The 23801-nt window shown below is 40.5% G+C and carries 24 protein-coding genes; all 24 read right to left on the bottom strand.

Annotated features, from left to right (window positions below):
• Window positions 1-42: 42 nt before the first annotated feature.
• The 24 genes from MKY11_RS07405 to murG all read right to left on the bottom strand — a co-directional run bounded on the left by MKY11_RS07405 (window position 43) and on the right by murG (window position 23675).
• Window positions 43-327, bottom strand: coding sequence for a YggT family protein (locus MKY11_RS07405; RefSeq protein WP_255290858.1), 285 nt, complete (start codon window positions 325-327; stop codon window positions 43-45).
• A gap of 3 nt (window positions 328-330) precedes the next feature.
• Window positions 331-789, bottom strand: a complete 459-nt coding sequence (sepF, locus tag MKY11_RS07400; protein WP_017359354.1) for a cell division protein SepF — start codon at window positions 787-789, stop codon at window positions 331-333.
• A gap of 1 nt (window position 790) precedes the next feature.
• Window positions 791-1480 (bottom strand): YggS family pyridoxal phosphate-dependent enzyme, encoded by a 690-nt coding sequence (locus MKY11_RS07395; protein ID WP_274660408.1) that lies wholly within the window; start codon window positions 1478-1480, stop codon window positions 791-793.
• Window positions 1481-1486: 6 nt separating this feature from the next.
• Entirely contained in the window at window positions 1487-2350 is an 864-nt protein-coding gene (pgeF, locus tag MKY11_RS07390) for a peptidoglycan editing factor PgeF (RefSeq protein WP_035700679.1), read from the bottom strand.
• A gap of 212 nt (window positions 2351-2562) precedes the next feature.
• Window positions 2563-2799 carry a YlmC/YmxH family sporulation protein gene (locus MKY11_RS07385; RefSeq protein ID WP_008344958.1) on the bottom strand — a complete coding sequence of 79 codons (237 nt, stop codon included), beginning with the start codon at window positions 2797-2799 and terminating at the stop codon, window positions 2563-2565.
• 79 nt (window positions 2800-2878) lie between these two features.
• Entirely contained in the window at window positions 2879-3655 is a 777-nt protein-coding gene (locus MKY11_RS07380; RefSeq protein WP_019743283.1) for an ABC transporter ATP-binding protein, read from the bottom strand.
• 128 nt (window positions 3656-3783) lie between these two features.
• Window positions 3784-4140 (bottom strand): PTS glucitol/sorbitol transporter subunit IIA, encoded by a 357-nt coding sequence (locus tag MKY11_RS07375; RefSeq protein ID WP_007499733.1) that lies wholly within the window; start codon window positions 4138-4140, stop codon window positions 3784-3786.
• Window positions 4141-4166: 26 nt separating this feature from the next.
• Window positions 4167-5177 (bottom strand): PTS glucitol/sorbitol transporter subunit IIB, encoded by a 1011-nt coding sequence (locus MKY11_RS07370; protein WP_024720315.1) that lies wholly within the window; start codon window positions 5175-5177, stop codon window positions 4167-4169.
• Between the two features lie 13 nt (window positions 5178-5190).
• A complete protein-coding gene (locus tag MKY11_RS07365) occupies window positions 5191-5721 on the bottom strand; it encodes a PTS glucitol/sorbitol transporter subunit IIC (protein ID WP_003210918.1) in 531 nt (176 codons plus the stop codon).
• A 17-nt stretch (window positions 5722-5738) separates the two neighbouring features.
• On the bottom strand, window positions 5739-6170 hold the full coding sequence (locus tag MKY11_RS07360) for a transcriptional regulator GutM (RefSeq protein WP_008354650.1): 432 nt from the start codon (window positions 6168-6170) through the stop codon (window positions 5739-5741).
• A gap of 12 nt (window positions 6171-6182) precedes the next feature.
• Entirely contained in the window at window positions 6183-7427 is a 1245-nt protein-coding gene (locus tag MKY11_RS07355; RefSeq protein WP_007499740.1) for an SAF domain-containing protein, read from the bottom strand.
• A 243-nt stretch (window positions 7428-7670) separates the two neighbouring features.
• Window positions 7671-8609 (bottom strand): sugar-binding transcriptional regulator, encoded by a 939-nt coding sequence (locus tag MKY11_RS07350; RefSeq protein WP_024720314.1) that lies wholly within the window; start codon window positions 8607-8609, stop codon window positions 7671-7673.
• Between the two features lie 150 nt (window positions 8610-8759).
• Window positions 8760-9539, bottom strand: a complete 780-nt coding sequence (gene sigG / locus MKY11_RS07345) for an RNA polymerase sporulation sigma factor SigG (protein WP_003211879.1) — start codon at window positions 9537-9539, stop codon at window positions 8760-8762.
• A gap of 143 nt (window positions 9540-9682) precedes the next feature.
• Window positions 9683-10402 (bottom strand): RNA polymerase sporulation sigma factor SigE, encoded by a 720-nt coding sequence (gene sigE / locus MKY11_RS07340; protein WP_007499746.1) that lies wholly within the window; start codon window positions 10400-10402, stop codon window positions 9683-9685.
• 59 nt (window positions 10403-10461) lie between these two features.
• Complete coding sequence (gene spoIIGA, locus MKY11_RS07335) at window positions 10462-11391, bottom strand: sigma-E processing peptidase SpoIIGA (protein ID WP_017367198.1); 930 nt, start codon at window positions 11389-11391, stop codon at window positions 10462-10464.
• Window positions 11392-11640: 249 nt separating this feature from the next.
• Complete coding sequence (locus MKY11_RS07330) at window positions 11641-15954, bottom strand: S8 family serine peptidase (RefSeq protein WP_342502104.1); 4314 nt, start codon at window positions 15952-15954, stop codon at window positions 11641-11643.
• 307 nt (window positions 15955-16261) lie between these two features.
• Window positions 16262-17407 (bottom strand): cell division protein FtsZ, encoded by a 1146-nt coding sequence (ftsZ, locus tag MKY11_RS07325; RefSeq protein ID WP_007499752.1) that lies wholly within the window; start codon window positions 17405-17407, stop codon window positions 16262-16264.
• A gap of 33 nt (window positions 17408-17440) precedes the next feature.
• On the bottom strand, window positions 17441-18763 hold the full coding sequence (gene ftsA, locus MKY11_RS07320) for a cell division protein FtsA (protein WP_007499754.1): 1323 nt from the start codon (window positions 18761-18763) through the stop codon (window positions 17441-17443).
• A gap of 159 nt (window positions 18764-18922) precedes the next feature.
• Window positions 18923-19291, bottom strand: a complete 369-nt coding sequence (locus tag MKY11_RS07315) for a small basic family protein (protein ID WP_003210988.1) — start codon at window positions 19289-19291, stop codon at window positions 18923-18925.
• Window positions 19291-20016 (bottom strand): DUF881 domain-containing protein, encoded by a 726-nt coding sequence (locus MKY11_RS07310; protein ID WP_327855511.1) that lies wholly within the window; start codon window positions 20014-20016, stop codon window positions 19291-19293. The genes MKY11_RS07315 and MKY11_RS07310 overlap by 1 nt, the downstream gene beginning before the upstream one ends.
• Before the next feature lie 20 nt (window positions 20017-20036).
• Window positions 20037-20726, bottom strand: coding sequence for a DUF881 domain-containing protein (locus MKY11_RS07305; protein WP_007499760.1), 690 nt, complete (start codon window positions 20724-20726; stop codon window positions 20037-20039).
• Window positions 20723-21502, bottom strand: a complete 780-nt coding sequence (locus MKY11_RS07300; RefSeq protein ID WP_135008931.1) for a cell division protein FtsQ/DivIB — start codon at window positions 21500-21502, stop codon at window positions 20723-20725. The genes MKY11_RS07305 and MKY11_RS07300 overlap by 4 nt, the downstream gene beginning before the upstream one ends.
• Window positions 21503-21638: 136 nt before the next feature.
• Complete coding sequence (gene murB / locus MKY11_RS07295; protein WP_007499764.1) at window positions 21639-22550, bottom strand: UDP-N-acetylmuramate dehydrogenase; 912 nt, start codon at window positions 22548-22550, stop codon at window positions 21639-21641.
• A 30-nt stretch (window positions 22551-22580) separates the two neighbouring features.
• Window positions 22581-23675, bottom strand: a complete 1095-nt coding sequence (gene murG / locus MKY11_RS07290; RefSeq protein ID WP_342501975.1) for an undecaprenyldiphospho-muramoylpentapeptide beta-N-acetylglucosaminyltransferase — start codon at window positions 23673-23675, stop codon at window positions 22581-22583.
• Between the last annotated feature and the right edge of the window lie 126 nt (window positions 23676-23801).

Raw genomic sequence — 23801 nt, 5'->3', positions numbered from 1 at the left:
TTATGTAAAAGAGCCTGGCAGATGCCAAGCCCGGCAGCCTGTTTACATGAATCGTACAATCATATTATAAAGACCAGTTAGTCCATACGATGATGCGAAACGAATCACAAGCAATGCCACAATCGGCGAGATGTCAATCATGCCAATTGGCGGAATAATTTTACGGAATGGTTCTAAATACGGTTCGCAAATGTTTGTCAAGAAGCGGCCAATCGCTGTTTCTCTTGCAGATGGCACCCATGACATAAAGATGTAAATAATGATCGCGAATGAGTAAATCGTTAATACCGTACCCAAAATATTAAAAATGAAATTTAGAATAACTATGATTTACCACCTCTGAGGTTCTTCCTCTGTCAATAGTTCTGATATTGTGCCAGATACATCCACATTATCAGGTGTGCAGAGGAATATATTCGAGCCAATACGCTGAATGTCTCCACCGATTGCATAAACCGTTCCGCTTAAGAAGTCGATGATTCGCTTTGCTTGATCGTGCTGAATGCGCTGCAAATTGACGACGACTGCACGCCGATTTTTAATATGATCTGCAATCTCCTGTGCCTCTGCATAAACACGCGGCTCACTTAACACCACTTTAGAGGATTTTTGCACGCTTTGCAAGCTGACGACATTTTGTTTTCCTGCCTGAGGACGCTCTTGAAATGCCGCTTTATCTTTTGTGTTTTTTTCTTCTTGTGCTGGTTCTCTTTCTTCATCAATATATTCGTACTCATACTCTTCATCATCGAGTGTGAAGAAGCTTTTAAACTTATTTTTTATGCTCATGTCACGCACCTCCTGTTTCATTTCCAACAAGTGAAGAGCCAATCCGAACAAATGTCGCACCTTCTTCAATTGCGATTTCAAAATCGTTTGACATGCCCATCGATAAATGCTGACAAGGTGCATTTACTTGGTTCAGTTGTTTTACCTCTTGTTGAAGGCTTCTTAATGTTTTAAAACAGTTTCGTATCACCGTGTGATCATCTGTAAATGGAGCCATCGTCATGAGTCCAGCAATTTCAATATGTTTGAAATCAGCCAGCTGTTTGACAAATGGAATCACGTCTTCGCTTTGTAAGCCGTGTTTTGACTCCTCAAGTGATGTGTTCACCTGTACAAAACAGCGAACCGTGTGATCCGCTCTTTTTTCAATTTCATTCGCAAGAGACATTCTGTCTAGCGAATGTAAGTAGTCAATGGTCTGAATGACAGATTTCACTTTTCGCGTCTGTAAACTGCCGATGAAGTGCCAGCTAATGTTTTCATCGGTTATGGCTGCCTGTTTTTCAAGTAACCCTTGGTCACGATTTTCACCAAAGTGCAAAATTCCGGCATCCTTGGCTTCTAATGCTCGTTCAATCGAGACATACTTTGTGACAGCGACAACCGATACATCGTCTGGATGTCTACCTGCTCTTTTACATGCTTCGTTTATTTGTTCATTTATTTGTCTGAGATTCTCTCGTACATTCAATTGCACTTATGCCTCCTTAAACCCGACAAAAGACATCATACGTCCTGTTTTCCCTTGATCACGCCGGTGTGAGAAGAAATGCTGCTCATTGCAACTTGTGCACATCGAACTGACATGTATGTTTTCTTCTTTTAATCCTGCATGAAGTAATACGTTTTTGTTTAGTGTTTTTAAGTCAATTTTGTATTGTCCTTGTGACATCTCGGAATACACATCCTCTGTTGAAAAAGGAAGCTGTTTCACTTGATCTATGACAACATCATCTACTATGTAGCAGCAGCTGCCAATGGATGGTCCAATGACGACTTGTATATGATCGGCATCAGCGCCTTCTTGGCGAACCCATGCATCAACCATGTTGGCGCCAATTTGTTTGACGGTTCCTTTCCAGCCGGCATGAGCCGTTCCAATCAGCCCAGATTGCGGAGCTAGAAAATAAAGCGGAACACAGTCAGCGAAACAAAGAGCGAGCATGATGTTTGGTTCAGAGGTGTATAAACCATCTGTTCTAGAGAGTGCTTCATCATACTGAAGACTTCCTCTTCCCTTTTGTTCCTTCGTGACTTTCATGATGCGATCCTCGTGTGTTTGGTCAGCAAACACCCAATTAGAGAGCGGCACAGCAGTAGCGTCTGCAATGACTTGACGATTCATTTGGACACTAGAAGCATCATCTCCTACATGGAGTCCAGTGTTCATTGATTGATATGGAGAAAGACTAAAGCCGCCATTTTTTGTCGTAAAACCGGCCAATATCTCTTTTCCAGAACATGTCATGTTCGTCCAATCATGAATCAGCATTGCATAAGGTGATTTCTGCTGAAAGGGGTCATATTTGTCTATCAAAGCTGCCTCCCACCTTTCATTCATCTCTCTTTATATCGCTCCTATTTTACCACAAGACCTGCTAAGACAGTTAGTGGGATTCATTAAATATTACACTCAAATGTGCCCTTTCTACAGGTTTTTTTTCAAATTGATATGAAAACGTAATCTTTTTACCCGAAAAAGACATTGATTGCTGAGAATGGAGAGCTTGTTTTAAGGAAAATTTGATCTATTAGTTGAGGAATTTACACAAATTAAGAAGACAAACGGACAAGTATCACATCTTCGCCAATTTTTACTATATTTCGCCACGGGACAATCATTTCCTCTTCTTTTCCGAAAAATCCCATCATTTTACCTGTACCGCCAATGATAATCGCTTGTATTTTACCGCTCGTGACATTGATATCGATGTCTCCAATAGTACCTAATTTTTTTCCGCTGGACACATCGACGACATCTTTGATTTGGAATTCAGAAATACTGATCATCTGTCCTTCCCCGCCTTTCGTTTTCTACTATAATATGTATGATGGAAAAGCAGGGAAGCAGACCAATAGTTTCTCTTATCTACAATTTACTTAAGTGAGGGCGGCCGTTTTGCCACATGACTTCGACTGGACATTCAAAAAAGGAAGAAAGCAAGTCACTTGTCATCATCTGCTTTGTCTCCCCTTTATGAAAAACAGTACCTTCTTTTAATAATAAGGTGTGCTGAAAAATCGGGAGAATCTCTTCTGCATGGTGGGTCGTATAGAGCAATGTGGGCGCATCTGGTTTTGATGCAATCAATGAGATCGTCTCTAGCACCTGTTCTCTTGCTAAAAAATCAAGACCCGTCACAGGTTCATCTAAGATCAGAAGCTTCGGATCATTCATTAAAGCTCTTGCGATGAGCACTTTCTGTTTCTCTCCTTGCGAGAGGGTTTCATACGTGCGATTGGCATATTGAAACGAGCCAAATGTTTTTAATAAATCAATCGCCTTCTCTCTTATCTCATCTGTCGGTGTTTCATAAAGTCCGATGGAAGCAAATGCCCCGCTCAAAACAATTTCAAATGCATTGTCATCTCTGTGCAGCTTCTTTTCAAGACCAGCAGAGATGAGACCAATTTTCTTCCTTAGTTTTTCACCAAGCGCTTCCTTGCCAAACACATGGCCTAACACCGTCATCTCACCTGACGTTGGAAAATAATATGAGCAAAGCATATTTAATAAAGCCGTTTTCCCAGCACCATTTAAACCATAAAGCACCCAGTGTTCCTGGTTTTTCACCTGCCAGTCAATAGAACGAAGCAGCCATTTTCCATTTCGTTTTAAAGAAACATCCTTCAAGTCAAGCGACACGATCTTTTCCCCCTGAATAAAAATTCTGAATATACAAATAATAACGTCTACAGCATATCGCAAATGTTTCAATCAGTAAACCTAACGCAAAAAAGCTGCTCCCTATAAGGAACAGCTTTTTTCCATGGTTACGAAATTTCAATTCGTACGCCTTCTTTAATATCAGGAAACGTATGCGGGGATGCAAAGACAGCTCCCGGTAATACATCATCAAACGGCTCTTGGAAGTAGATCGAAATATGGCCGAGTTCCTTAAAGTTGTCATTTGCTTTATTGCCTAAAGCAGTAATGGTATAAGTTTGGTCGCCCACTTGAATCGTTCCGCCTAATTTCAGCGGCTCTTCTTCTAAGTGTTCAAACTCATGAATGACAGACATATCTCTTAATTCCTGCGGCGCTGCTGGTCCAAATAAAACAATCAGCTTATCTTCTTTAAACTGCGGGACTAAGATCCCAATTTCTTTTACGACAGATTGTGTTACCATGTATCTCGATTCCTCCTTTAATACGTTTAATACATACCGAAGCTTGCAACGTATGCGATCACAACAGATAGAACGCCTGTAATGAGACGGCTATACAAAACAGCTGGTACCCCATATTGTACCGTTTCCGGCTTCGCTTCACCAAGTGATAGCCCCACCGGGATAAAGTCACACCCTACTTGACCGTTGATTGCAAACAGTGCTGGAAGAGCAAATTGAGGCGGAATGTTTCCTAGTGCAATTTGACTACCAATCAGTACACCGATGACTTGTGCGATGACTGCCCCAGGTCCTAAGACAGGCGATAGGAACGGTAAGGTACAGACAACAACGAGCAGTAAGAGCCCCCATAAAGATCCTGCCAAAGGTGAAAGGAAATGGGCAATCAGATCACCGATTTTTGTATAATTGATAATTCCAATTAACATACTGACAAAGGCCATGAATGGAATAATGTTTTTAAGGAGCATATCAACAGAATCACGACCAGCTTGATAGAATGTGCCGGTTACTTTTCCGATTCCTCTTGAGAATCTCATGAGGAAATTCCCTTTTTCTTGACGCTCGATATTTTCCTCTTTCAGTTTTGAATAGGTTTCTTTGAAATTCTCTTTGTCAATTGGGCCGCTGCTTTCTTGACCTTCTACATTCCCTTCACTATCAGATGCTTCAGCAAAGGAAATATCTTTTTCTGTGACACCTGATACGAAGATATCCTCTGTAATATGTTTTGCAAGCGGTCCAGAAGGAGAGGATGCCAGCACATCGACAGTAGGAATGCGTTTCATTGGATAAAGCCCAATTCGCGCTGTTCCTCCGCAGTCAATGACAACACACATCATTTCATCTTCTGGTATAGAATTTTTAAAGCCATCACATGCTTCTGTCCCTGTCATTTCTGCAATTTTTCGTGCAACTGGGTGAATGCCTCCTCCTGTAATGGAAACGACCTTTCTTCTTTTACCGGTTGGTTCAAGCTCTAATCCTTTTCCCCATCCGCCAGCACCTTTTGCAACAAATACTTTGTGGTTTGTCATGTCTAACCCTCCCCTATTGTGAATTCGCTTTCATTTTTCCTGCTAAGTACTTTGTGATCCATTCCGTAATGATTCCGCGAAGTAAAATGACAACGATCCCGACTAAGAAGTAACGAACAGCCAGCTCTGACATAGAGTATCCAGCTTCTTTAATCCCGTTCGCAATTCCTAAGTAGACAAACAGTTCTCCTGCGTTGGCATACGGGAACAGCGATGTCACCGGATGAACAAATGAAACAGCTGAATCATAGAATGCTGGTTTTTGTTTTTCAGGTAAGAAACGGCCAAACGTATAAGCCATTGGGTTTGTCAAAATAAGAACGGATAAGATCGGCATTAACGTATAGCGCAAAATGGTATATTTCGCTGCAAACTGAATCGCTCTATTCACTCGCTCTTCTCCAATAAACTTCATGACAGCATAAGTGAAAGTAAGTAACACAACAAGCGTTGGAACGATACCTGTAACAAGACCCATGAACTGCTTTCCGCCGGCTTCAAACATCCCGATAAAGTGCTCTCCAAACCATTGAATCCATTCCATGTTTCATCTCCCCTTTCTTAGTTCACATTTGTTATATTTTTTTTAGAAATCGAGACAAGCGCCTGCTCCGCTGCCATGGAGAGTGCTTGCATGACAGCTGGTCCCCTTTTGCGCTTTTTCAATGTTTGTTTCATCATGTGATGCTCATCAAGCACAGCCCCCACATGTTTTCCTTCATAGGAAGGCAGTTCCTTAAATTTAGACAAAATCGAGACGCCACCCAGCACATGACACTTTTGAATGATGTATGATTCATCGACAATGATGAGCGCAATGGCTCCAGGACCAAATTTGCGCCGCTCCATTCCTGAAAACAAGTGATAGCCTTGTTTCCCTTTATAGTCGTCAATCAGTGAATCCATGCTCTTGCGGTAGTACTTGATTTGAATAAACGATAAACCATACTGCACAATCAGAATGATACAAAGTACGATTGCTAATTTTTCCATAGCCTCACGTCCTTATGATTGAAATAAGTGATCTTGTAATGAACGCAGCTTCCAGACCGTTGTGCTTGCATCAAGTTCTACATCATCATGAGATAGGAATTGCCCCAATTTGATATCTTTTTTCGCTACCACTTTTCCGCTGATTAAGCCAATTGGGATGTGGCCGTTCGCTTTCATGTCTTGATGTGTTTCAAGTACACCTCTTACGGAGTATCCGCCAATACCATCAAGTGTTTCTCCTGCTTTAATATCTCTTTTCGCCACAGCGACAGTTTCTGATACTGGTACACCAATTGGATGGATTGAAGAATCGTGTTGTAAGACTGCTTTTGCGATCGTCACTGGTGTTTCAAGACTTGCTAAGTGGAAAGGACGATACAGTGTGTAGTGAGGACCTTTTCCAACTTTTAAGTAGCGAAGTTCTTCATCTACTGGCTCAAGATCACTCTTGACGATGACAAAGACACCTGGTGCAAGTCCGTTTACATATTCAACGACTCCGAAGTTATCCAGTACGCCGCCTTGCTGTTTTTGATTTAATTTATCTGCTACATTTTCTAAATTCGCTTCTACTCCATGCATGCCGACTTTATCAGGCAAAAGTCCTGTTGCATTACTTAATAGGTTCATTTCTGCCATCGTTTTTGTTCCGTCTTGGAATGCTGCCAGCATGTGGGCACTCATATGTTTACTATCTGCTTCAGCTTTACACGTATCTGGGTTTGCTTCTGGGAAGAATGGGTTGTTCTTACCTTTCCCAGCAACCAATACTTCAAGCCCCATTGTTTTTGCAAATTCATATAGTTCTAGCGTTGCTGCTGGTTCATCTCCAGCTGATCCAGAGTAAACAAGTCCTGCATTCGTGAATAATTTATGCATGACCAAGCCGATCGTAATATCGACTTCTACATTTAAAAGAACGAGATGTTTTTTTGAATTAAGCGCTTCCAAAGAAATGTTTGCTCCGACCTCTGGAACACCTGTTGCATCCACAACGACTTCCACAGAATCTGATTGAATCACTTCTCTGTAATCATTTGTGACGACCATTTGATGTGGTTTCGCATGTTGCTTGTAAAAATTCGCTGCTTTCTCAGCTGCACTAAGATGAATATCACAAACACCTGCGACAATCATGCCTGGAATTTTAGAAATTTGTGAAATGAGTCCAAACCCCATTTGACCTGCCCCGATAATCCCAACTTTGATTGGATCTCCGCTGCGTTCTCGTGCTAACAATTGTTGATAAATTGACATCTAAATCATCCTTTCAGGTTTTCTTGCTTCACAATAGATTGCTAGAAAAATAATCTGAAACTTTTAACAAATGTTATAAAAATTAACAAAAATCTGTTTCTTGTAACATTTGTTATTTTATTTATCATTTGTTATGAACTTAGTTTATATGATGTGTCAACTTTGTGTCAAGATAAAATCGATAAAATTCTCAATCTTTTTGAGTCTAAAGACTCAAAAAAACTACCTAATCGGCTTAGGTAGTTACTTTAATAGGGCATCTCCGGTTTGTTCATCTGTAATTAACACATGAATTAATCCACCTTCTAACGCTGCCCTGATCGCTTCAATTTTTTCTTCTCCTCCAGCGACACCAATCACAAGTGGGATCTCTTTCAGTTTTAGAGGACTGATCCCCATCACCCGGTCGTTCCACGGATGCGGATACACTTCACCTTTATGATCAATAAAGTTATAACAAATGTCACCCGCGACATCTTTCGCTTGCAGGATATCTTCCTCACCACTTGTCATATAGGATTTCACCATCGTTGAATGTTGCGGAACCCCACCTATTCCTACGACCGCGATATTTGATGATTCTCCTAATTCAATGACTTTTTTGATCGACGGCTGTCTAATGAGTACATCTTTCGCTTCTTTCGTATCAAGCATGACAGGCACATGTAAAAACTCACATTTGGATTTGAGTGCTTCTGAGCATCTTCCAATAATATAGTTGGCATGAATATCAACATCTTCATTTCCGACGCCTCCGACAAGCGGAACAAATGTCACAGATGGAAAATGCTGAACAGACGTAAGCGCTTTCGCCATTTCATGCAAGGTTGTCCCTGATGAAAAACCGATGACTTGTCCATCCTTCATGACTTTTAATAAAAAGCCCGCAGCCGCAGCTCCTATTCGACTTTTTGTTGTTTCTTGACTGAGAGATTCCACACACACGACTTCTCGCAGCCCATATTTTCGCTCTATTTTTCTTTCTAACGAACCATATTGTTGATTTACTTCATCATGAATAATGATTTCCACGATTCCTGCTTCACGTGCTTTTGCCAAATATTTCGATATGAGCGAACGGCTAACCCCAACAGCTTCTGCAATTTTAGATTGAGTGGCGCCTTCTTCATAGTACATATGCGCAACCTTAATGAGCAGCCTTCTTTCATCATGGAATGTCATAATAACCCTTCTTTCCGCTTCTCTATTCCCTCACAAATGATATTTTAAATAACATTTGTTAAAAACAGATTAAATGAAAAAAATAACAGAGTCAATACTACAGATGGGTTCTCTAAAAAGAATGAAAAAAGCCGCACATCAGCGGCGGCTTTAAAAAATATTTTTATTCATTTGTTTGATTGCTGCTTTTTCAAGCCTTGATACTTGTGCTTGAGAAATGCCGATTTCTTCTGCCACTTCCATTTGTGTTTTGCCTTGGAAAAAGCGTTTACGAAGAATCATTTTTTCTCGATCATTCAATCTGCGCATTCCCTCTTTTAAGGCCAATTCTTCTACCCATTGTGTATCTTTGTTCCGTTCATCACTAATTTGATCCATCACATAAATCGGATCTCCTCCGTCATTATAAATCGGTTCAAACAAAGAAACAGGATCTTGAATGGCATCTAGGGCAAAAACAATTTCCTCATGAGGGACTTCTAACACTTTGGCAATGTCTTCTGCCGTTGGTTCCTTGCTTGTCTCACTAATCAGTCTCTCACGGACTTGAAGCGCCTTATAGGCAATATCTCTTAGTGAACGAGACACCCGGATGGGGTTGTTATCGCGCAAGTATCGACGGATTTCTCCTATGATCATAGGGACCGCATAAGTTGAAAATCTGACATTGTGGCTTAAATCAAAATTATCAATTGATTTCATTAATCCGATACAGCCTACTTGGAAGAGATCATCAACATACTCGCCTCTGTTGTTAAAACGCTGAATCACACTTAAAACCAACCGCAAATTGCCATTGACTAGCTTTTCTCTTGCTGTATCATCACCTTCATCTTGCAGCTGTCTGAATAATTTTCTCATCTCGTCGTTTTTCAGAACAGGCAGTTTGGAGGTGTCGACTCCGCAGATTTCCACTTTATTTCTGGACACTTTTTTCCCTCCCTACAGGAGCTGTTGTACAAAGTTCAGTATCTCCGTGGGATGGAAAAATATGCACGGTCTACGACGAGAAAGATGTGAAAAAATGGTGATCCCTTTGACAGTGCAGGGATAAAGCTTTCAAAAAAATTTTTTTAGACCATCTTATTAAATTCTTTTTGCAATCGTTTAATAATTCTTTTTTCGAGCCTTGAAATATAGGACTGAGAAATACCAAGCATGTCGGCAACATCTTTTTGGGTTTTTTCTTCACCGCCAACTAAACCGAACCTCAGTTCCATGATCTGTTTTTCACGATCGTTTAATTGTTCTAACGCTTTTTTCAGTAATTTTTTATCGACATTTGCTTCAATATCCCGGGTGATAATATCATCATCTGTCCCAAGTACATCTGATAAAAGCAATTCATTTCCGTCCCAGTCGATGTTAAGCGGTTCATCAAAGGATACTTCTGAACGGATTTTATTATTTCGGCGCAAATACATCAAAATCTCATTTTCAATACATCTAGACGCATATGTGGCCAGTTTGATCTTTTTTTCTGGATTAAACGTATTTACTGCCTTGATGAGGCCTATCGTTCCGATACTAATCAAATCCTCAATGTTAATGCCTGTGTTTTCAAATTTTCTTGCGATATAAACGACCAATCGCAAGTTTCTTTCGATCAAAATGGCTCTTGCTGTTTGATCCCCTTTAGGTAATTTAACGAGCAATTCTTGTTCTTCATCCTTTGATAATGGCGGAGGCAGTGCCTCACTTCCACCAATATAATAAATCTCATCACTCTTTAGCCCTAGCTTCATGAGGAGTTTATACCAGTAGTAAGTGAGTTTAAATTTTAATTTTTTCATCTTCTTCTCCCTTCTAAATGTCCAGTTGACTTCGTAAGATAAAAGACATCACAAAAAAACTACGACACCCCTTGTATCATTTTTCCGTCTAACATCTCTGGATGAATGATGGATTGAAATTCCTGATCTGCTGATAATCCACTTAGACTCATCCCAACAAAACACTTCGCTGGCTGGATCATATGCGTTTTTGTATAAAGGACGACCGTATCTGGTTTAAAGCATAGTAGAAACCCGTGATCATGACCGACTGCGCGATACGGAACGAGTCTTAAACGATCAAGCAGCGGAAAATGGTCATCGAGCTTTTGCATCACTTCAACAGGATGAAACTGTTTCATTTTTTCTATAAATGGCTCTCCGAAAATAGATGTGAGCTGATCGAGCTGGACGATCATGACAGGTGTTTTCGTCAATGGATCATACAGCTGATTTCCAGAATCGACCAGACCATTTAAGCGGATTGTTTCTCCTTGAATGTGTATCTCCACAAGTACTTGTTCGTCATATTGTCTTTTTTTCGCACCAACCTCTCCTAATCGTTTCTTTGAAAACAGCCAAATGGCCGGAAAGCCAGTGAGAACAAAAAGCCAGCTAATGGGATCACCAAATCCATCATTTTGTGAAATAAGCAGTCCATCTTGAATGACTGTATTTGTCTGCAAAAACGAATGAACCCCGATCATGCCCCCTCCCATCAAAAATGTGACAAAGTAAAAAGCAAACAGGTTTTGAAAAAAGGAACGAAATCTTTGAAAGCCAAAGGTTCCAAGCACGATCAAGACAGAAAAAAGCAGTTTACCTAAAGGATGCGACACAATCATTGCAAATGGCGTAAAGAGCAAGAGAACAATGCTCGATCCAATGAGAGCTCCTAACATATATCGCCTTTTTTTCACTTGTCGTTTGAGAATAAATGCCGTGAGTAAGAGCAGCAATAGATCAAAACAAAAGTTTAACAGCCAAATGACATCTAAATAAATGACCACCTTCTGCTCCTTTCATCTGAAACAAAGAATCAAAAGCAGTACTTGCACTTGTTTGTACCAGTATAAAACAGTCATCGGATGGAAGTCTGTCAATTCTTGTAGGGGATGATAGAGAACTTTTGGTGGATTGTTATCGTTTTTGTCGACGTATGAGACAGAAAGAACATCCGAATGATTTGTTGGACAAGTGTCTCCTCTATCCATTGCACAAAAAAAGACACGCTCCGAAGAGTCATGTCTTTTTCGCTGTCATTCTTTCTCATTGATGGTGAGTGTTCCTTCTGCCTTCTGTCTTGTGACATTTCCATAATCATCTTTGACAATGACTTCAATCACTACACCTTTTGCTTTTGCAATAGATGTCGCCGTCCAGTAGCCTTCATACGTTCCCGGTGCTACTTCACGAATCGGCAGTTCGGTTGTGTTTTGAAGTTTTGATCTAGCATTTGTCAGCGGCATATGAAGAACAAAGGTGGCATCTAGCTTTTCCCTGCTTTTAAATGAAATCTTAACCGATTCACCTGATGATAGATTCATATTATCTTTTGGCGTTAATTCAGAAATGACAGGTGCATCATATTGAACATCGATGTCGACCTTTTTAGTCGTTTTGTTTCCAGCTGCATCTTTTGCTGTCACTTTGATTGTATTTTTCCCGTTCTCAAGCAGCACCCTTGCAGAATATGCCCCATCCTTTACAGTCGCTTTTTTTCCATTGACTGTGACTTGATCTAGATAATCATCCGCTACTTTCCCTTCCACCGTGAGTGATTCTCTATTAGACTTGTCACCTTTTTTCGGTGTATCAATGGTCAACGTCGGTGCTGTTTGATCGATGATCACCTTGACTGGCTTGGAATGTTTTGTTGAGCCTTTATCCGTTACAGTCGCCGCCGTGAAGACATGCTCTCCACTTGGAACAGATACATTTTCTTTGAAAGTACCCGACTCATCTGATTTGACGTTGGCCACCTCTTCATCATTCTGATAAATGGCCACATTGAGACCCGGAGAGGCTGTGCCTTCAATCGTCAATTCACCTTGATTTGTAATGGTTCCTTCCTTTGGAGAAGTGATTTCTGGTACATCTGCTTCATAGTTTACGAGCGCACGAATCATATAATTCCCCTCTTCTTTCGGAGAAGGAGAAAAAGCACCGCTCGTCAGCTGCCAGCTTCTTTCAGCATTAGGGCCATCTTCATCTGTGGCAAGTCCCGGCGATTCGGTATTCTTTTTCGTTTGAATATAAACAAGATAGAAATCTCCATCCACTGTAATGGCTTGATCTTCTAAATCTACTTTTGTCCATTCACCATTACGCAGTGCATTTGCTTTTAAAGGTCCTGCGATTTTCTCACCTGGTGCGCCACCCTTCCCAGAAGCATCATATACTTCAACAGCAAATTCATCGCCTCCAGGAGCTGGCCATTCTGATGTCCAAAACCGGAAAAGACCACCTGTGACTTGTGCTTGTTTCTTTCCTTTTTCTAATGAAAACTTCACAGCCCAGCCATTGCCAGGATCGTAGAAAGCCCGTGCATTTTCAGCCGTTCCATCATCGTAGCCAATCTCTCCTGGAAAACCGATAAAAGGCTCAAGTTTCACTGACTTTTCAAGTGGCTTTGCCGTCACATCCGCTGTAAACGTATAGCCTTTAAACCCCTTTGCAAAAATTTTGACTGTATAGACACCGCTTAATGCCTTTAGAGAAAATTCACCGGATTCATCTGTTTTCACCGGCTCAATTTTTGCGTCCTCCACAAGATAAACAGTTGCATTCTTCACCTTTTCACCAGTGGTTTCATTGACGACCGTGCCGGAGATCGTTCGTTTCTCTAGCGGCTGTAAGGAGAAATTCGCTTCTACTGTTTCTTTTGATGCCACTTTGACTTTTTGGGACCGTGATTCAAAGCCGTAAGCTTCCGCTTTCACTGTCCATTCTCCTGCTCCTTGAGACAGCTGATATTTCCCTGTCGCTTCATCGGTGGAAGTTGATTTTCCGCTTTCTAGAACACTGATTTGCGCTTTCATTGGAAGAGCTTGAATAGATGGAGCATCATGACTGTTTTGCTTTTGAATGTGTACATGTTTATTTTTTACTTTAGCAGGCTTTGCCTTTTTTGGATCAACTGATTTCTTATTCTGGCTTGTGGATTTTTCTTTTTTGATCACACCTAGCTGGTTCTTAGCTTGTTGAGACAAAGCCTCATCTGTGATTTTCACATCATCTAAATAAAAGCCATCTTTTGTGACACTGCCATCTGTTCTTATCTGAAACAGGACTCTCACTTTTTGCCCTTTATAAGCAGATAAATCAACTTCGCCTGCTGTCCACGCATTTGTTTTCCCCGTATAAGCTGTCACTTGAACGGCGTCTTCACCCTCTGGCTGTACATAGACATGCACATAATCATAATTGGCTTCGAGATCATGCCAGTATTGATATTGCAGGTAGGAAGAACCTGAATCTGATACAGCAATGAGCGGCATAGACAAATTGGCGTCCGTTTTATTTTCATAAGGACTGTCTAAATTGGTGGCATAGACATGTTCCCCGCTAAATGCTTGTTTTGGACCTGTGGACGGTTTTCCCCACTGCCACGGATCTTTTGTTCCACCACTGAACCATCCACTTGGCCATGCTTCAAAATCTTGTGAGTAGCCAGTGGTGATGGATGTTTTAATTGGAAGTGTATAAGAATCTGATGCCGCTTCATTTTCTCCAAAATCTTTCACAATCCATCGGTACGTCACGTTTTCCCCCTCAAGTTCAGGGAGCTGCACCGTATAGGTTCCTTTTAAATGATTTCCATCCGTGCGGTTGGCTTGCAATGTCTCCCATTCACCTTGATCTACTCGGTAAGTCAAAGAAACATTTGCCACTGCTATCTCATCTTCTGCAGTGATGGTCAATGGGGTTGACGTTGCAGCAAAAATTTCATTCGGACCTTTATGTGAAAAAACAGGTGGCTCTGTATCTTCTCCCTCTTTTGTCACCTGGCCTTCAATCGTACCGATTCCATTGGTTAAAGCCGTAATCGCCTCTCTTGCATCCACTAACCCTGCCCCATAGCCGTTGTTAGGGGATTCAGGAAATTGCTGATCTGTCAGTGGTTTCGCTGTCTCAATGAGAATTTGCTGAATTTCATCAACAGAAAGGTCTGATTGCACTTGGCGAAGAAGAAGAACAACAGCTGAGACATGCGGACCTGCCATCGATGTACCATTCCACCCATCCTCATATCCTTTTCCCGGGATCGAAGAACGAATGTTTACTCCCGGAGCAGCAATATCTGGTTTCATTACGCCATATGGAGAAGGACCCTGAAGGGAGAAAGACCCTAACTTGTTGTCCTGATCTGTTGCGCCTGTAGCAAAGGCTTCTTGATAGTTAGCGGGATTTGCAATCGAACCCGCACCGCCTGGATTGAATAAATCGGTATTACCGGCTGAAAATTCTGGAAAGATGTCTGCTGCTCTCCAAGCATTCACTACATCTTTATACCAATCATCAAGACCTGGCCCACCGCCCCACGAATTATTCACAACATCAGGTGCCTTTTCTGGGTGAGGATTTCCGTTTTGATCTTTCGGTGCTAAAATCCATTCACCGGCATCTAACAGATCAGCATCTGTACCGCCATCTTCTGAAAAAGCTTTCACTGCAATCCATTCTGCTCCCGGTGCGACCCCAATTTGATTCTTTCCATCTGGCTCAGAACCAACCATTGTGCCTGTCACATGGGTCCCGTGCTCCAAGTCATCATAAGGGACTTCAGAGCCTGTCGTGGCATCATACCAATTCAGTTCATGAGATGGTTCGTTCGGACGAGCAGGATCAAACCCGCGGTATTTTTCTTTTAGCGCAGGATGATCCCATTCGACACCTGTATCAATACTTGCCACAACGGTTCCGGTCCCGTCATAGCCTAAATCCCACGCTTCTGGTGCATGCACCTGAGCAATATTCCATTCGACTCCATCTACTGCTTTGATTTGTTTGTTTGGCTTAGCATGCTTCAGATCAACAGGACGATGAAGTTGACGAGTTTCATTCGGCAGCACTTGAGCTACTTCTGGAAAAGAAGCAACCTTTTCCATCACTTCTTTTGTTGCCGTCACAGCTAGACCATTCACAATATAGTAGGAATGAATATCTTTCACTTGCTTATTCTTTTTTTCCTTTTGTAAATACGCTAGGAGCGCTTGCTGCGTTTCATCAGATGTTGCTCTCAGCTCAGATACAACGGCTGATCTTTTTGTGTACTGCGTTTTAGCCGCAGTTAATTTTTGTTTTTTTGCTTTTGATACAGCTTCTTTTGCTACTTTTTGTACATTCGTTTGTTCCTTCATTTTGACTAAGAAGGTCACCTTATCTTCCTTTTGAAACTGCTTCTTTAATCTCGAAGAAATCTTGGCTTTTGTTGTCTTAGAGGAAACGGCTTCCTCCTGATATGAGGTAGAAGTCGATTTTGCTTGAACCATCCCAAAGCTTGTCATCGTTAAAGTACCAATCACCAAAAGACTCATGAAACGATAGACGGCGGTTTTACGAAACTTCACTTTCAATAAAATCCCTCCTCCTCAAATGGTCAAACAGTGTGTATCCTGCCCCTCCCCCTTCTTTTTGATCATGACAAGTTTCATGGTGTTCTCATTAATGTAGTCAAATAAAGTTCAACATTTTGTCGTTTTTTGTAAAGGGAATTAAAAATGATTCTTTTGACTTAAAAGACTCAAGCCAAAACACATACGATAGTTCCAAATAACACGTAGGAAACAAGACTTTTATATCAATCAGACTCAGGATCTTCTCACCATGCAGACATAAAAAAAACCCTTCCAAAGGAAGGGGATGAATCGTGCTTGCTTATCGTTTGTTGCGGTTACGTAAGAACGTTGGGATATCCAATGTATCATCACTTGACTGTGTATTTTGTCTTGGTTGTGATGATGTTTGCTGATGTTCCTCACGTTTCACTTCACGCTTTTGTGGAATAGATTGATTTTGCTTTAATCCTTGTCCTAATGGATTTCTTTGAGGTTTTGTCACTTCCGGCTCTTGCTCAATAAAACCGGTTGCGATGACTGTGACCACAATTTCATCCTTCAAGTTATCATTAATGACAGATCCAAAGATCATGTTGACATCTTCATCAGAGGCTGATGCAACAATATCCGCTGCTTCTTGTACCTCATAAAGACTAAGGTTCGTACCACCAGTAATATTCATGATAACACCTTGTGCTCCATCAATCGCTGTTTCAAGAAGTGGTGAAGAAATGGCTTTTTTCGCTGCTTCAGCAGCACGGTTTTCGCCTGTTGCGACACCAATTCCCATAAGAGCTGAACCTTTGTTAGACATGATCGTTTTCACATCAGCAAAGTCAAGGTTAATTAAACCTGGTGTTGCAATGAGATCTGAGATCCCTTGAACACCTTGTCTTAACACGTTATCTGCTGCACGGAATGCTTCAAGCATTGGCGTGTTTTTATCGACAATTTCAAGCAGGCGATCGTTTGGAATCACGATTAACGTATCAACTGCTTCTTTCATAGAAGCAATCCCTTCAACTGCTTGAAGCTGACGCTTTCTTCCTTCAAATGTGAAAGGACGAGTCACAACTCCAACTGTCAAGGCTCCAGAATCTTTTGCGATTTTCGCAATGACAGGTGCAGCACCCGTACCAGTTCCACCGCCCATACCGGCTGTCACAAAGACCATGTCAGCGCCTTTTAGGACTTCTTCAATTTGTTCTTTGCTTTCTTCAGCAGCTTTTTTACCGACTTCAGGATTCGCACCTGCTCCAAGCCCTCTTGTCAGCTTAGCACCGATTTGCATTTTTGTTTCTGCTTTTGATAAGTTTAACGCCTGTGCATCTGTATTCACTGCAATAAAATCGACACCCTGTACGTCATTTTCAATCATTCGGTTGACAGCGTTATTTCCGCCGCCACCTACACCGATTACTTTAATTGATGCTAGGCCGTCTATATTTGTTTCAAACTCCAACATGCTGAATCCTCCTAATCCGTCGAAAATCTAGTTCTATTCCCAGAACATATTAAATAGTTTTTTCATTTTGCCCGGTTTTTTATTTGTCTCTTGTTGCGCTTTTTGTTTCACTTTCGGTCTTGGCTGAGCTTCTTTTACTTGTGGTGTAGAAGAAACCGGCTCCATGGACGCGCCTACTTCATGAAATGCTTCATCCGGCATTTGGAATCCAACCTGTCTGCCCTGAATCTTTGCATTGCGATAAGCAAAATGGATCAGGCCCACTCCTGTCATATATTGAGGTTCCCTGACCCCAATATAATTAGGACTTGCGATTCTTACATTGTTTTGTAAGACCGTTTGTGCCAGAGAAAGGATACCTGGTATAGCTGCCTGTCCACCTGTTAGAACGAATCCGCCAGGCAAATCATGGACACCCATATTGCGTAATTCCTCTGCCACAAAAAGCAGAATCTCTTCCAATCGTGCTTCAATGATATTGGCTGCTTCAAGTTGTGTATACGTCTGTTTTTGGTCCGTACCGATGACGGAAACTTCAAATGTCTCCTCAGACGATGCCTCATCATAGAATGCATGCCCAAATTGCTTTTTGATTCGTTCAGCTTCTTCAGTGGAAGTTCTAAGTCCTATAGACAAATCTTTTGTAATGTTCTCTCCGCCCAATGGGATACTGTGAGTAGAATAGAGATGCCCGTTTTCAAATACGGATATCGTAGTAGAGCCGCCGCCAATATCGACAAGAGCTACCCCTAGATTTTTTTCATCTTTCGATAACGCCGCTGAACCCGATGCGAGTGGCTGCAAGCAAATATCCATAATTTCAATACCAGCTCGCTCTACACATCGGAGCCAGTTATGTAGAATCGTTTTAGAACCTGTGATTAACGATCCATCCACTTCTAGCCGTACACCTAGCATTTTTTTCGGATCTGTGATCTCATCTCTTCCGTCGACGATAAATTGTCTCGGAATTACGTCTACTACGAGATGTTCTTGCGGAATAGATACTACCTGTGCAGCATCCAAGACACGTCTCACATCTTCAGCATGTATTTCTTTATTTTCACTAGACACTGCGACAACGCCGCTCGTATTCTGAATATGAATGTGGTTTCCGTTAATTCCGACTATCGCCTTTTGTAAAGGAAAACCTACCATTCTCTCAGCCTGTTCAAATGCTTGTCTAATAGAATGAACTGTTTCATCTATATCAACAATCGATCCTTTTTTTAACCCCTCTGAAGGGACATTTCCAACACCTATAATGTTAAGCGAATCATCCGCCATTTCTCCGACGATGACTTTTATATTGGATGTACCGATGTCAAGGCTGACGTAAATTTCATTGTTGTTCATTCTATGGCACCTCCTCACATATCAATACTTTCTATTCTATTATTTGCTGAACAACAATACAATGAATGTGTTTTTACAAGTGTGTAACAAAACTTAAAAAATCAACATTTTTTATTAGGATTACTGAAAATATTCGTTACATCATATGTATATCCTTTTTTATGACTCACTTTTTTTCTTTTTTTCTCTAGAAATTGTCCATTTTGTTAGTAGAATTCTTCGAATAACGGCGATATTTTGAAACAATCTAACACCGAATGCAAACATTCCGACTAAATACAAGTCTACACCAAGATGGACGCCCAGAAAAGCTAAACTTATTGCGAGTATAATATTAAAGAAGAAACCTGATACAAACACTAGTTCATCGTATGCCCCTTGCAGATGTGCTCTGATTCCACCAATCAATGTATCAAGCGCAGCAAGTACGGCGAGGGAAAGATAGTTAGAATACTCATTCGGTATCGTAAAATTCGTTAAGAAACCGATCGCAACTCCTATGATTAAACCAAGTACAGGAAGCCACATTAAGATTTTCCCTCCTTTACATCGTCAAGAGGCTTCAATTCATTTAATTGAATTGTACCGTCAAATGCTTTTAAATGAATTTTTTTCTTCGGCGGTCTAATACTCAAACTGAAATTTTCCTGAGCAAACAAATCACCAATATCTGATACATTTAAACGGCTGTATAATTTATCGGCCTGCTCGCTGACCATCTTAATCGTGACTGTATCACCATCTATGCTGTAACCATCCATTTTCGTCGTACCATTAATATCTCGAATAACACTGGTGTTAATCACCCGGTGTTCATTAATGGAAATATGTTTTGCCCCAAACATATTGGCTTCGTTGATTAATTTTTTTAGAAGATCAGGTGGTATATTTTTGAATTCTTCTCCGGTAAGTTCCTTAGAAAAAAGCTGAGTAATTTCTATTTCAACTCCTTCACCCGTTACCTCTGTAAAACCAGCCTTTTCTTTCAAATCCTTCAACGTTTTTGTTAATTGTGCTTCTTTTGATTGATCTTCTTGGTTGCCATACTTTTTTAGCATTTCATCATATTTATCAATTTCTTTCAATAAATCCAGTTCTTTACTTTTGGATGCAGATAAATCCTCTCTTAATTCCCAAACGTCTCGAGTATCGCGAACTTTAGGCTTTTGTAGAGAGTTAAACTGGATGGAGACCATGATGCCAAATATGACCATCAGGACTGTCAAACTAAGTAATGGCTTCTTTTTCCTCAACACCACTCACCTTTTCACATTTAATCTTTGTTTCTTAGAAGAGGATTCATACGAATATCCTTCTTTTCAATCGTCATGGAAATATGATCACTTGTCAGCTGATCAACCACCCCGCCTGCAATGTTTAATGCAGGAATTAAAACAGCTGGATCTCCAATAGCAGAAATGACAAATGGTGCTGGATGTTGAACACCATCAACCGTGACGACTGGACCGTTACAATGTATGTATGATTGGTGTGTGATTCTTTGTCCGTTTATAGCTACAGCAGATGCCCCTGATATAAATAGTTCGTTTATCACATGGAAAATGTGGCTCTCATGCACAATGTAATTATTGACATTTTGTCCACTCGGGATATAAGATGCATCTTCAAGAGATACTTTTACCCCTTTCCCTTTTACACCTATTTCTCCTGTAAACATTCTGTATTTCTCAACATCTTCCAAAACATTAAAATACTGCTCTTTTTCATTTTTCAAACCAAACTCTGTTTCTTGGACTTTTGATTGAAGACGATAAAGTTCTTTTTCAAGTTTTTGATTCGCCTTTTCTTGCTTTGTTAGCTGACTTTTCAAAGAATATTCTTTTTTCCATTGTTCTGTTCGATTGACATCTGCTCGATGCTGCTTCGTATATTGGTATGAAAAAGAAATCAGAAATCCAAGAACAAGCATTACAATTGAGAATATGACGGTTTTGCCTCTCAACGTTCATCTTCCTTTTTCTTAGATTTAAAAGCTTCAAAATACGTAGCTACTTCCATATGAATCGTACCTTTCTCAGAGGACGAAAGCTCTTTGACAATGGCAGGGTACGTCGTCATTTTATCTGCGAATGTTTTAATTGATGCAATAACGGTGTTTCCATCATTCATATAAAATTTAACGAGCCACTGATTGGAGCTAGTCGGTACGTAATATACTTCTGATATTAGTTCCTGAATAGAAGCCGGCAGTTGATTCAGAGCTCTCACTGTTTGCTTCAATTTCTCTTTATTGTCCCAATCGACAAAAATAGGTCCTGCGTGACTTGGTGTTACTTCATCTGGCAAAGCCGTCCCGTTTTCAAGAAGCTCATAATAAAAATGTCCCTTTTGCAGATACGCAATATTTGCATACTCTTTGACAGCAATACTGACCTTATTAGGGAAATGTTTTTTGATACTGACACTTTTAATCAACTTATTTTGCTTTATATGGTCTGCTGTTATATCTTTATTTAAATTCCAAAACTCTGTCTCGCCTTCTTTAATTTGCGAAAGTTTAACGAGCTGTTTTGTTGGTACATGTTCATTACCGGTAATGGTTAAAGAAGAAATTTTACTGATTGGTGTTTGCAAATAGACAATAATTAAAACCATGATAAAAAACAGCAGAATAAAAGAGATTAATCTCCGATTCGCTTTCTGCTTCCTTTGTTCTTTAATTTTAGGGATTCGCTCTTCTATATTGACGATCTTTTCATTTTCATGATCAGGCCGCATATATACTCTTCACCTCATTCAAAGCTGCTTGTCCGCACCTTTGGATCATTCTTTATCTCATATTGATTAGAAAACAAACGGCATGAAAAAATGCCGTTTGTTTTCCTGTGATACCATCATTCATAAGTAGTAGCCTTTAATTTGCTTCACCAATAATTTCTACTTCTGTATGCATCTCTACATTGTAGTCATCTTTGATTTTCTTTTGAATGTACTGAATTAAGTCGAGCACATCTTGAGCCTTCGCCCCACCAGCATTGACAATAAAGTTTCCGTGCATATCAGAAATTCTAGCGCCGCCAATCTGATATCCTTTTAAATTCGCCTTTTCTACAAGCTGTCCTGCATATTCAGGTAATGGATTTCGGAAAATACTGCCGGCGCATGGTTTATTATACGGTTGTGTTTCCTTGCGATAATCTTTATTTTGCTGCATTTTCTTTGTGATTTTCTCACGTTCGTCCTGTTTAAGCTTGAACACTGCTTCGAGAACAATTCCAGGGCGTTCCTTTTGAAGCACAGAAGTTCGATAGCTAAAATTCATTTGCTCATTAGTTAACCACTCGATCGTTCCATCTTCAAATAAGACTCTCGCTTTCACAAGAATCTTGCTGATATCAGATCCATGTGCCCCTGCGTTCATATAAACAGCGCCACCAATAGATCCTGGAATACCAGCTGCGAATTCCAATCCTGACAGCCCCTGCTTACTAAGAGACGTCGCGAGTCTTACAACTGAATAGCCTCCACCAACTGTAATCTCTTCATCATTGACAGTTAAGTGATCAAGCCCAGCGCCCAGCTTTAAAACGACCCCGCGAATTCCTTTATCAAGGACAAGTAAATTGGATCCTCTCCCAATGACCGTCCATTGAGTATCATGTTTTTTCACCTGATCCATAATTGTTTTGACAGCATCGACATCTTTAGGGATGACTAATAGATCGGCCGGTCCGCCTATTTTCATTGTCGTATGATTTGCAAGCGGTTCATTTTCAAGTACTTTACCAACTTGCGCTTCTAATAATTCATTCTTCAAGTTCTCCATATTACCCTCCGCCTTACCTCATATCATTCATCATGAAGTCGTAATTTCTTTTAACACATTATATAAACGTGTGGCCGCATCTGGTACTCCAAGTTCTTTTGTTAAACGGCTCATTTGATGTAGTTTCTCGTCATTACCAGCAATTTCATCAATTGCATGAAGCAAGCGATCTCCAGAAAGCTCTGATTCTCTTAAAACGATCGCAGCATCATGTTTTTCAAGTGATCTTGCGTTAATTTCTTGATGATTTGCGGTCACGTATGGACTTGGAATGAAGATGGTCGGAATTCCAAGTGCCGTCACTTCAGCTATCGTTGTGGCTCCCGCTCTTGCAACAATGACATCAATTGATTTTAAATACTCCGGCATTTGATGCAAGAAAGGCTTTGTGATCATATTCGGTGCTTCACCTTTTTCTTTTAATTCGTTCAGCACTTTTTCATAATGAACCTCACCTGTAATATATAAAAGCTGATAGTTCTTTGCCTTTAATTCATCTTGCATGTCAATCACTGCTCGATTGATTGGAGCTGCACCTCTGCTCCCGCCAAAAATGAGAACCGTTTTTTTCTTCTCATCCAGCCCAAACTCTTTAAGAGATTTTCCCTCTTTAATAGAGACGACTTCAGAGGCTCTTGGGTTTCCCGTAAAAACAACCTTTTCTGAAGGAAAGTGTTCCTTTGCTTCTTCAAAACAGATGGCTACTCTATTCACATACCGTGCCAGAAACTTATTTGTGATGCCTGGCAGGCTATTTTGTTCGTGAATGATCGTCGGGACTTTTAGCTTAGACGCAGCATAAACAACTGGACCACACACATAACCACCTGTTCCAATAACAGCATCCGGCTTAAATTCTTTTAAATAAGATTTACTTTTTTGGACGCCCTTTAGAAACCTCATCACTGTTTTTACATTATCAAAGGAAAGCTTTCTTTTAAAACCTGAAATTTCAATTGATTTAAAAGGGATATTTTCTCTTTCTACAATTTTCTTTTCAAGCCCATTCTCAGTGCCAATATATAAAAATTCCACATCAGGATGCAGTCTTTTCACTTCTTTAATAAAAGCTAGAGCAGGATAAATATGCCCGCCTGTTCCGCCTCCACTAATAACTATACGCATTATACCATTTCCCCTCAATTTTTTTCTGCTCTGAACAAAGTATAAACCCTGTTTTAAACAACAGGGCTCCGTCAAAACCTGTAAAGAAGAGTCAATCATCATGTTTTCGAAACAGAAACTGCCATT

The organism is Bacillus sp. FSL W7-1085, assembly GCF_038595035.1.
GTDB classification, from domain to species: Bacteria; Bacillota; Bacilli; order Bacillales; family Bacillaceae; genus Bacillus; species Bacillus altitudinis.
This window is presented reverse-complemented; position numbering and strand designations above follow the sequence as displayed.

Bases quoted from the DNA above. Each gene is read 5' to 3' on its own strand.
- sepF (WP_017359354.1), bottom strand. From the start codon at position 789: ATGAGCATAAAAAATAAGTTTAAAAGCTTCTTCACACTCGATGATGAA.
- pgeF (WP_035700679.1), bottom strand. From the start codon at position 2,350: ATGAATGAAAGGTGGGAGGCAGCTTTGATAGACAAATATGACCCCTTT.
- MKY11_RS07385 (WP_008344958.1), bottom strand. From the start codon at position 2,799: ATGATCAGTATTTCTGAATTCCAAATCAAAGATGTCGTCGATGTGTCC.
- MKY11_RS07375 (WP_007499733.1), bottom strand. From the start codon at position 4,140: ATGGTAACACAATCTGTCGTAAAAGAAATTGGGATCTTAGTCCCGCAG.
- MKY11_RS07370 (WP_024720315.1), bottom strand. From the start codon at position 5,177: ATGACAAACCACAAAGTATTTGTTGCAAAAGGTGCTGGCGGATGGGGA.
- MKY11_RS07365 (WP_003210918.1), bottom strand. From the start codon at position 5,721: ATGGAATGGATTCAATGGTTTGGAGAGCACTTTATCGGGATGTTTGAA.
- MKY11_RS07360 (WP_008354650.1), bottom strand. From the start codon at position 6,170: ATGGAAAAATTAGCAATCGTACTTTGTATCATTCTGATTGTGCAGTAT.
- MKY11_RS07355 (WP_007499740.1), bottom strand. From the start codon at position 7,427: ATGTCAATTTATCAACAATTGTTAGCACGAGAACGCAGCGGAGATCCA.
- MKY11_RS07350 (WP_024720314.1), bottom strand. From the start codon at position 8,609: ATGACATTCCATGATGAAAGAAGGCTGCTCATTAAGGTTGCGCATATG.
- sigE (WP_007499746.1), bottom strand. From the start codon at position 10,402: ATGAAAAAATTAAAATTTAAACTCACTTACTACTGGTATAAACTCCTC.
- ftsZ (WP_007499752.1), bottom strand. From the start codon at position 17,407: ATGTTGGAGTTTGAAACAAATATAGACGGCCTAGCATCAATTAAAGTA.
- ftsA (WP_007499754.1), bottom strand. From the start codon at position 18,763: ATGAACAACAATGAAATTTACGTCAGCCTTGACATCGGTACATCCAAT.
- MKY11_RS07315 (WP_003210988.1), bottom strand. From the start codon at position 19,291: ATGTGGCTTCCTGTACTTGGTTTAATCATAGGAGTTGCGATCGGTTTC.
- MKY11_RS07300 (WP_135008931.1), bottom strand. From the start codon at position 21,502: ATGCGGCCTGATCATGAAAATGAAAAGATCGTCAATATAGAAGAGCGA.
- murB (WP_007499764.1), bottom strand. From the start codon at position 22,550: ATGGAGAACTTGAAGAATGAATTATTAGAAGCGCAAGTTGGTAAAGTA.
- murG (WP_342501975.1), bottom strand. From the start codon at position 23,675: ATGCGTATAGTTATTAGTGGAGGCGGAACAGGCGGGCATATTTATCCT.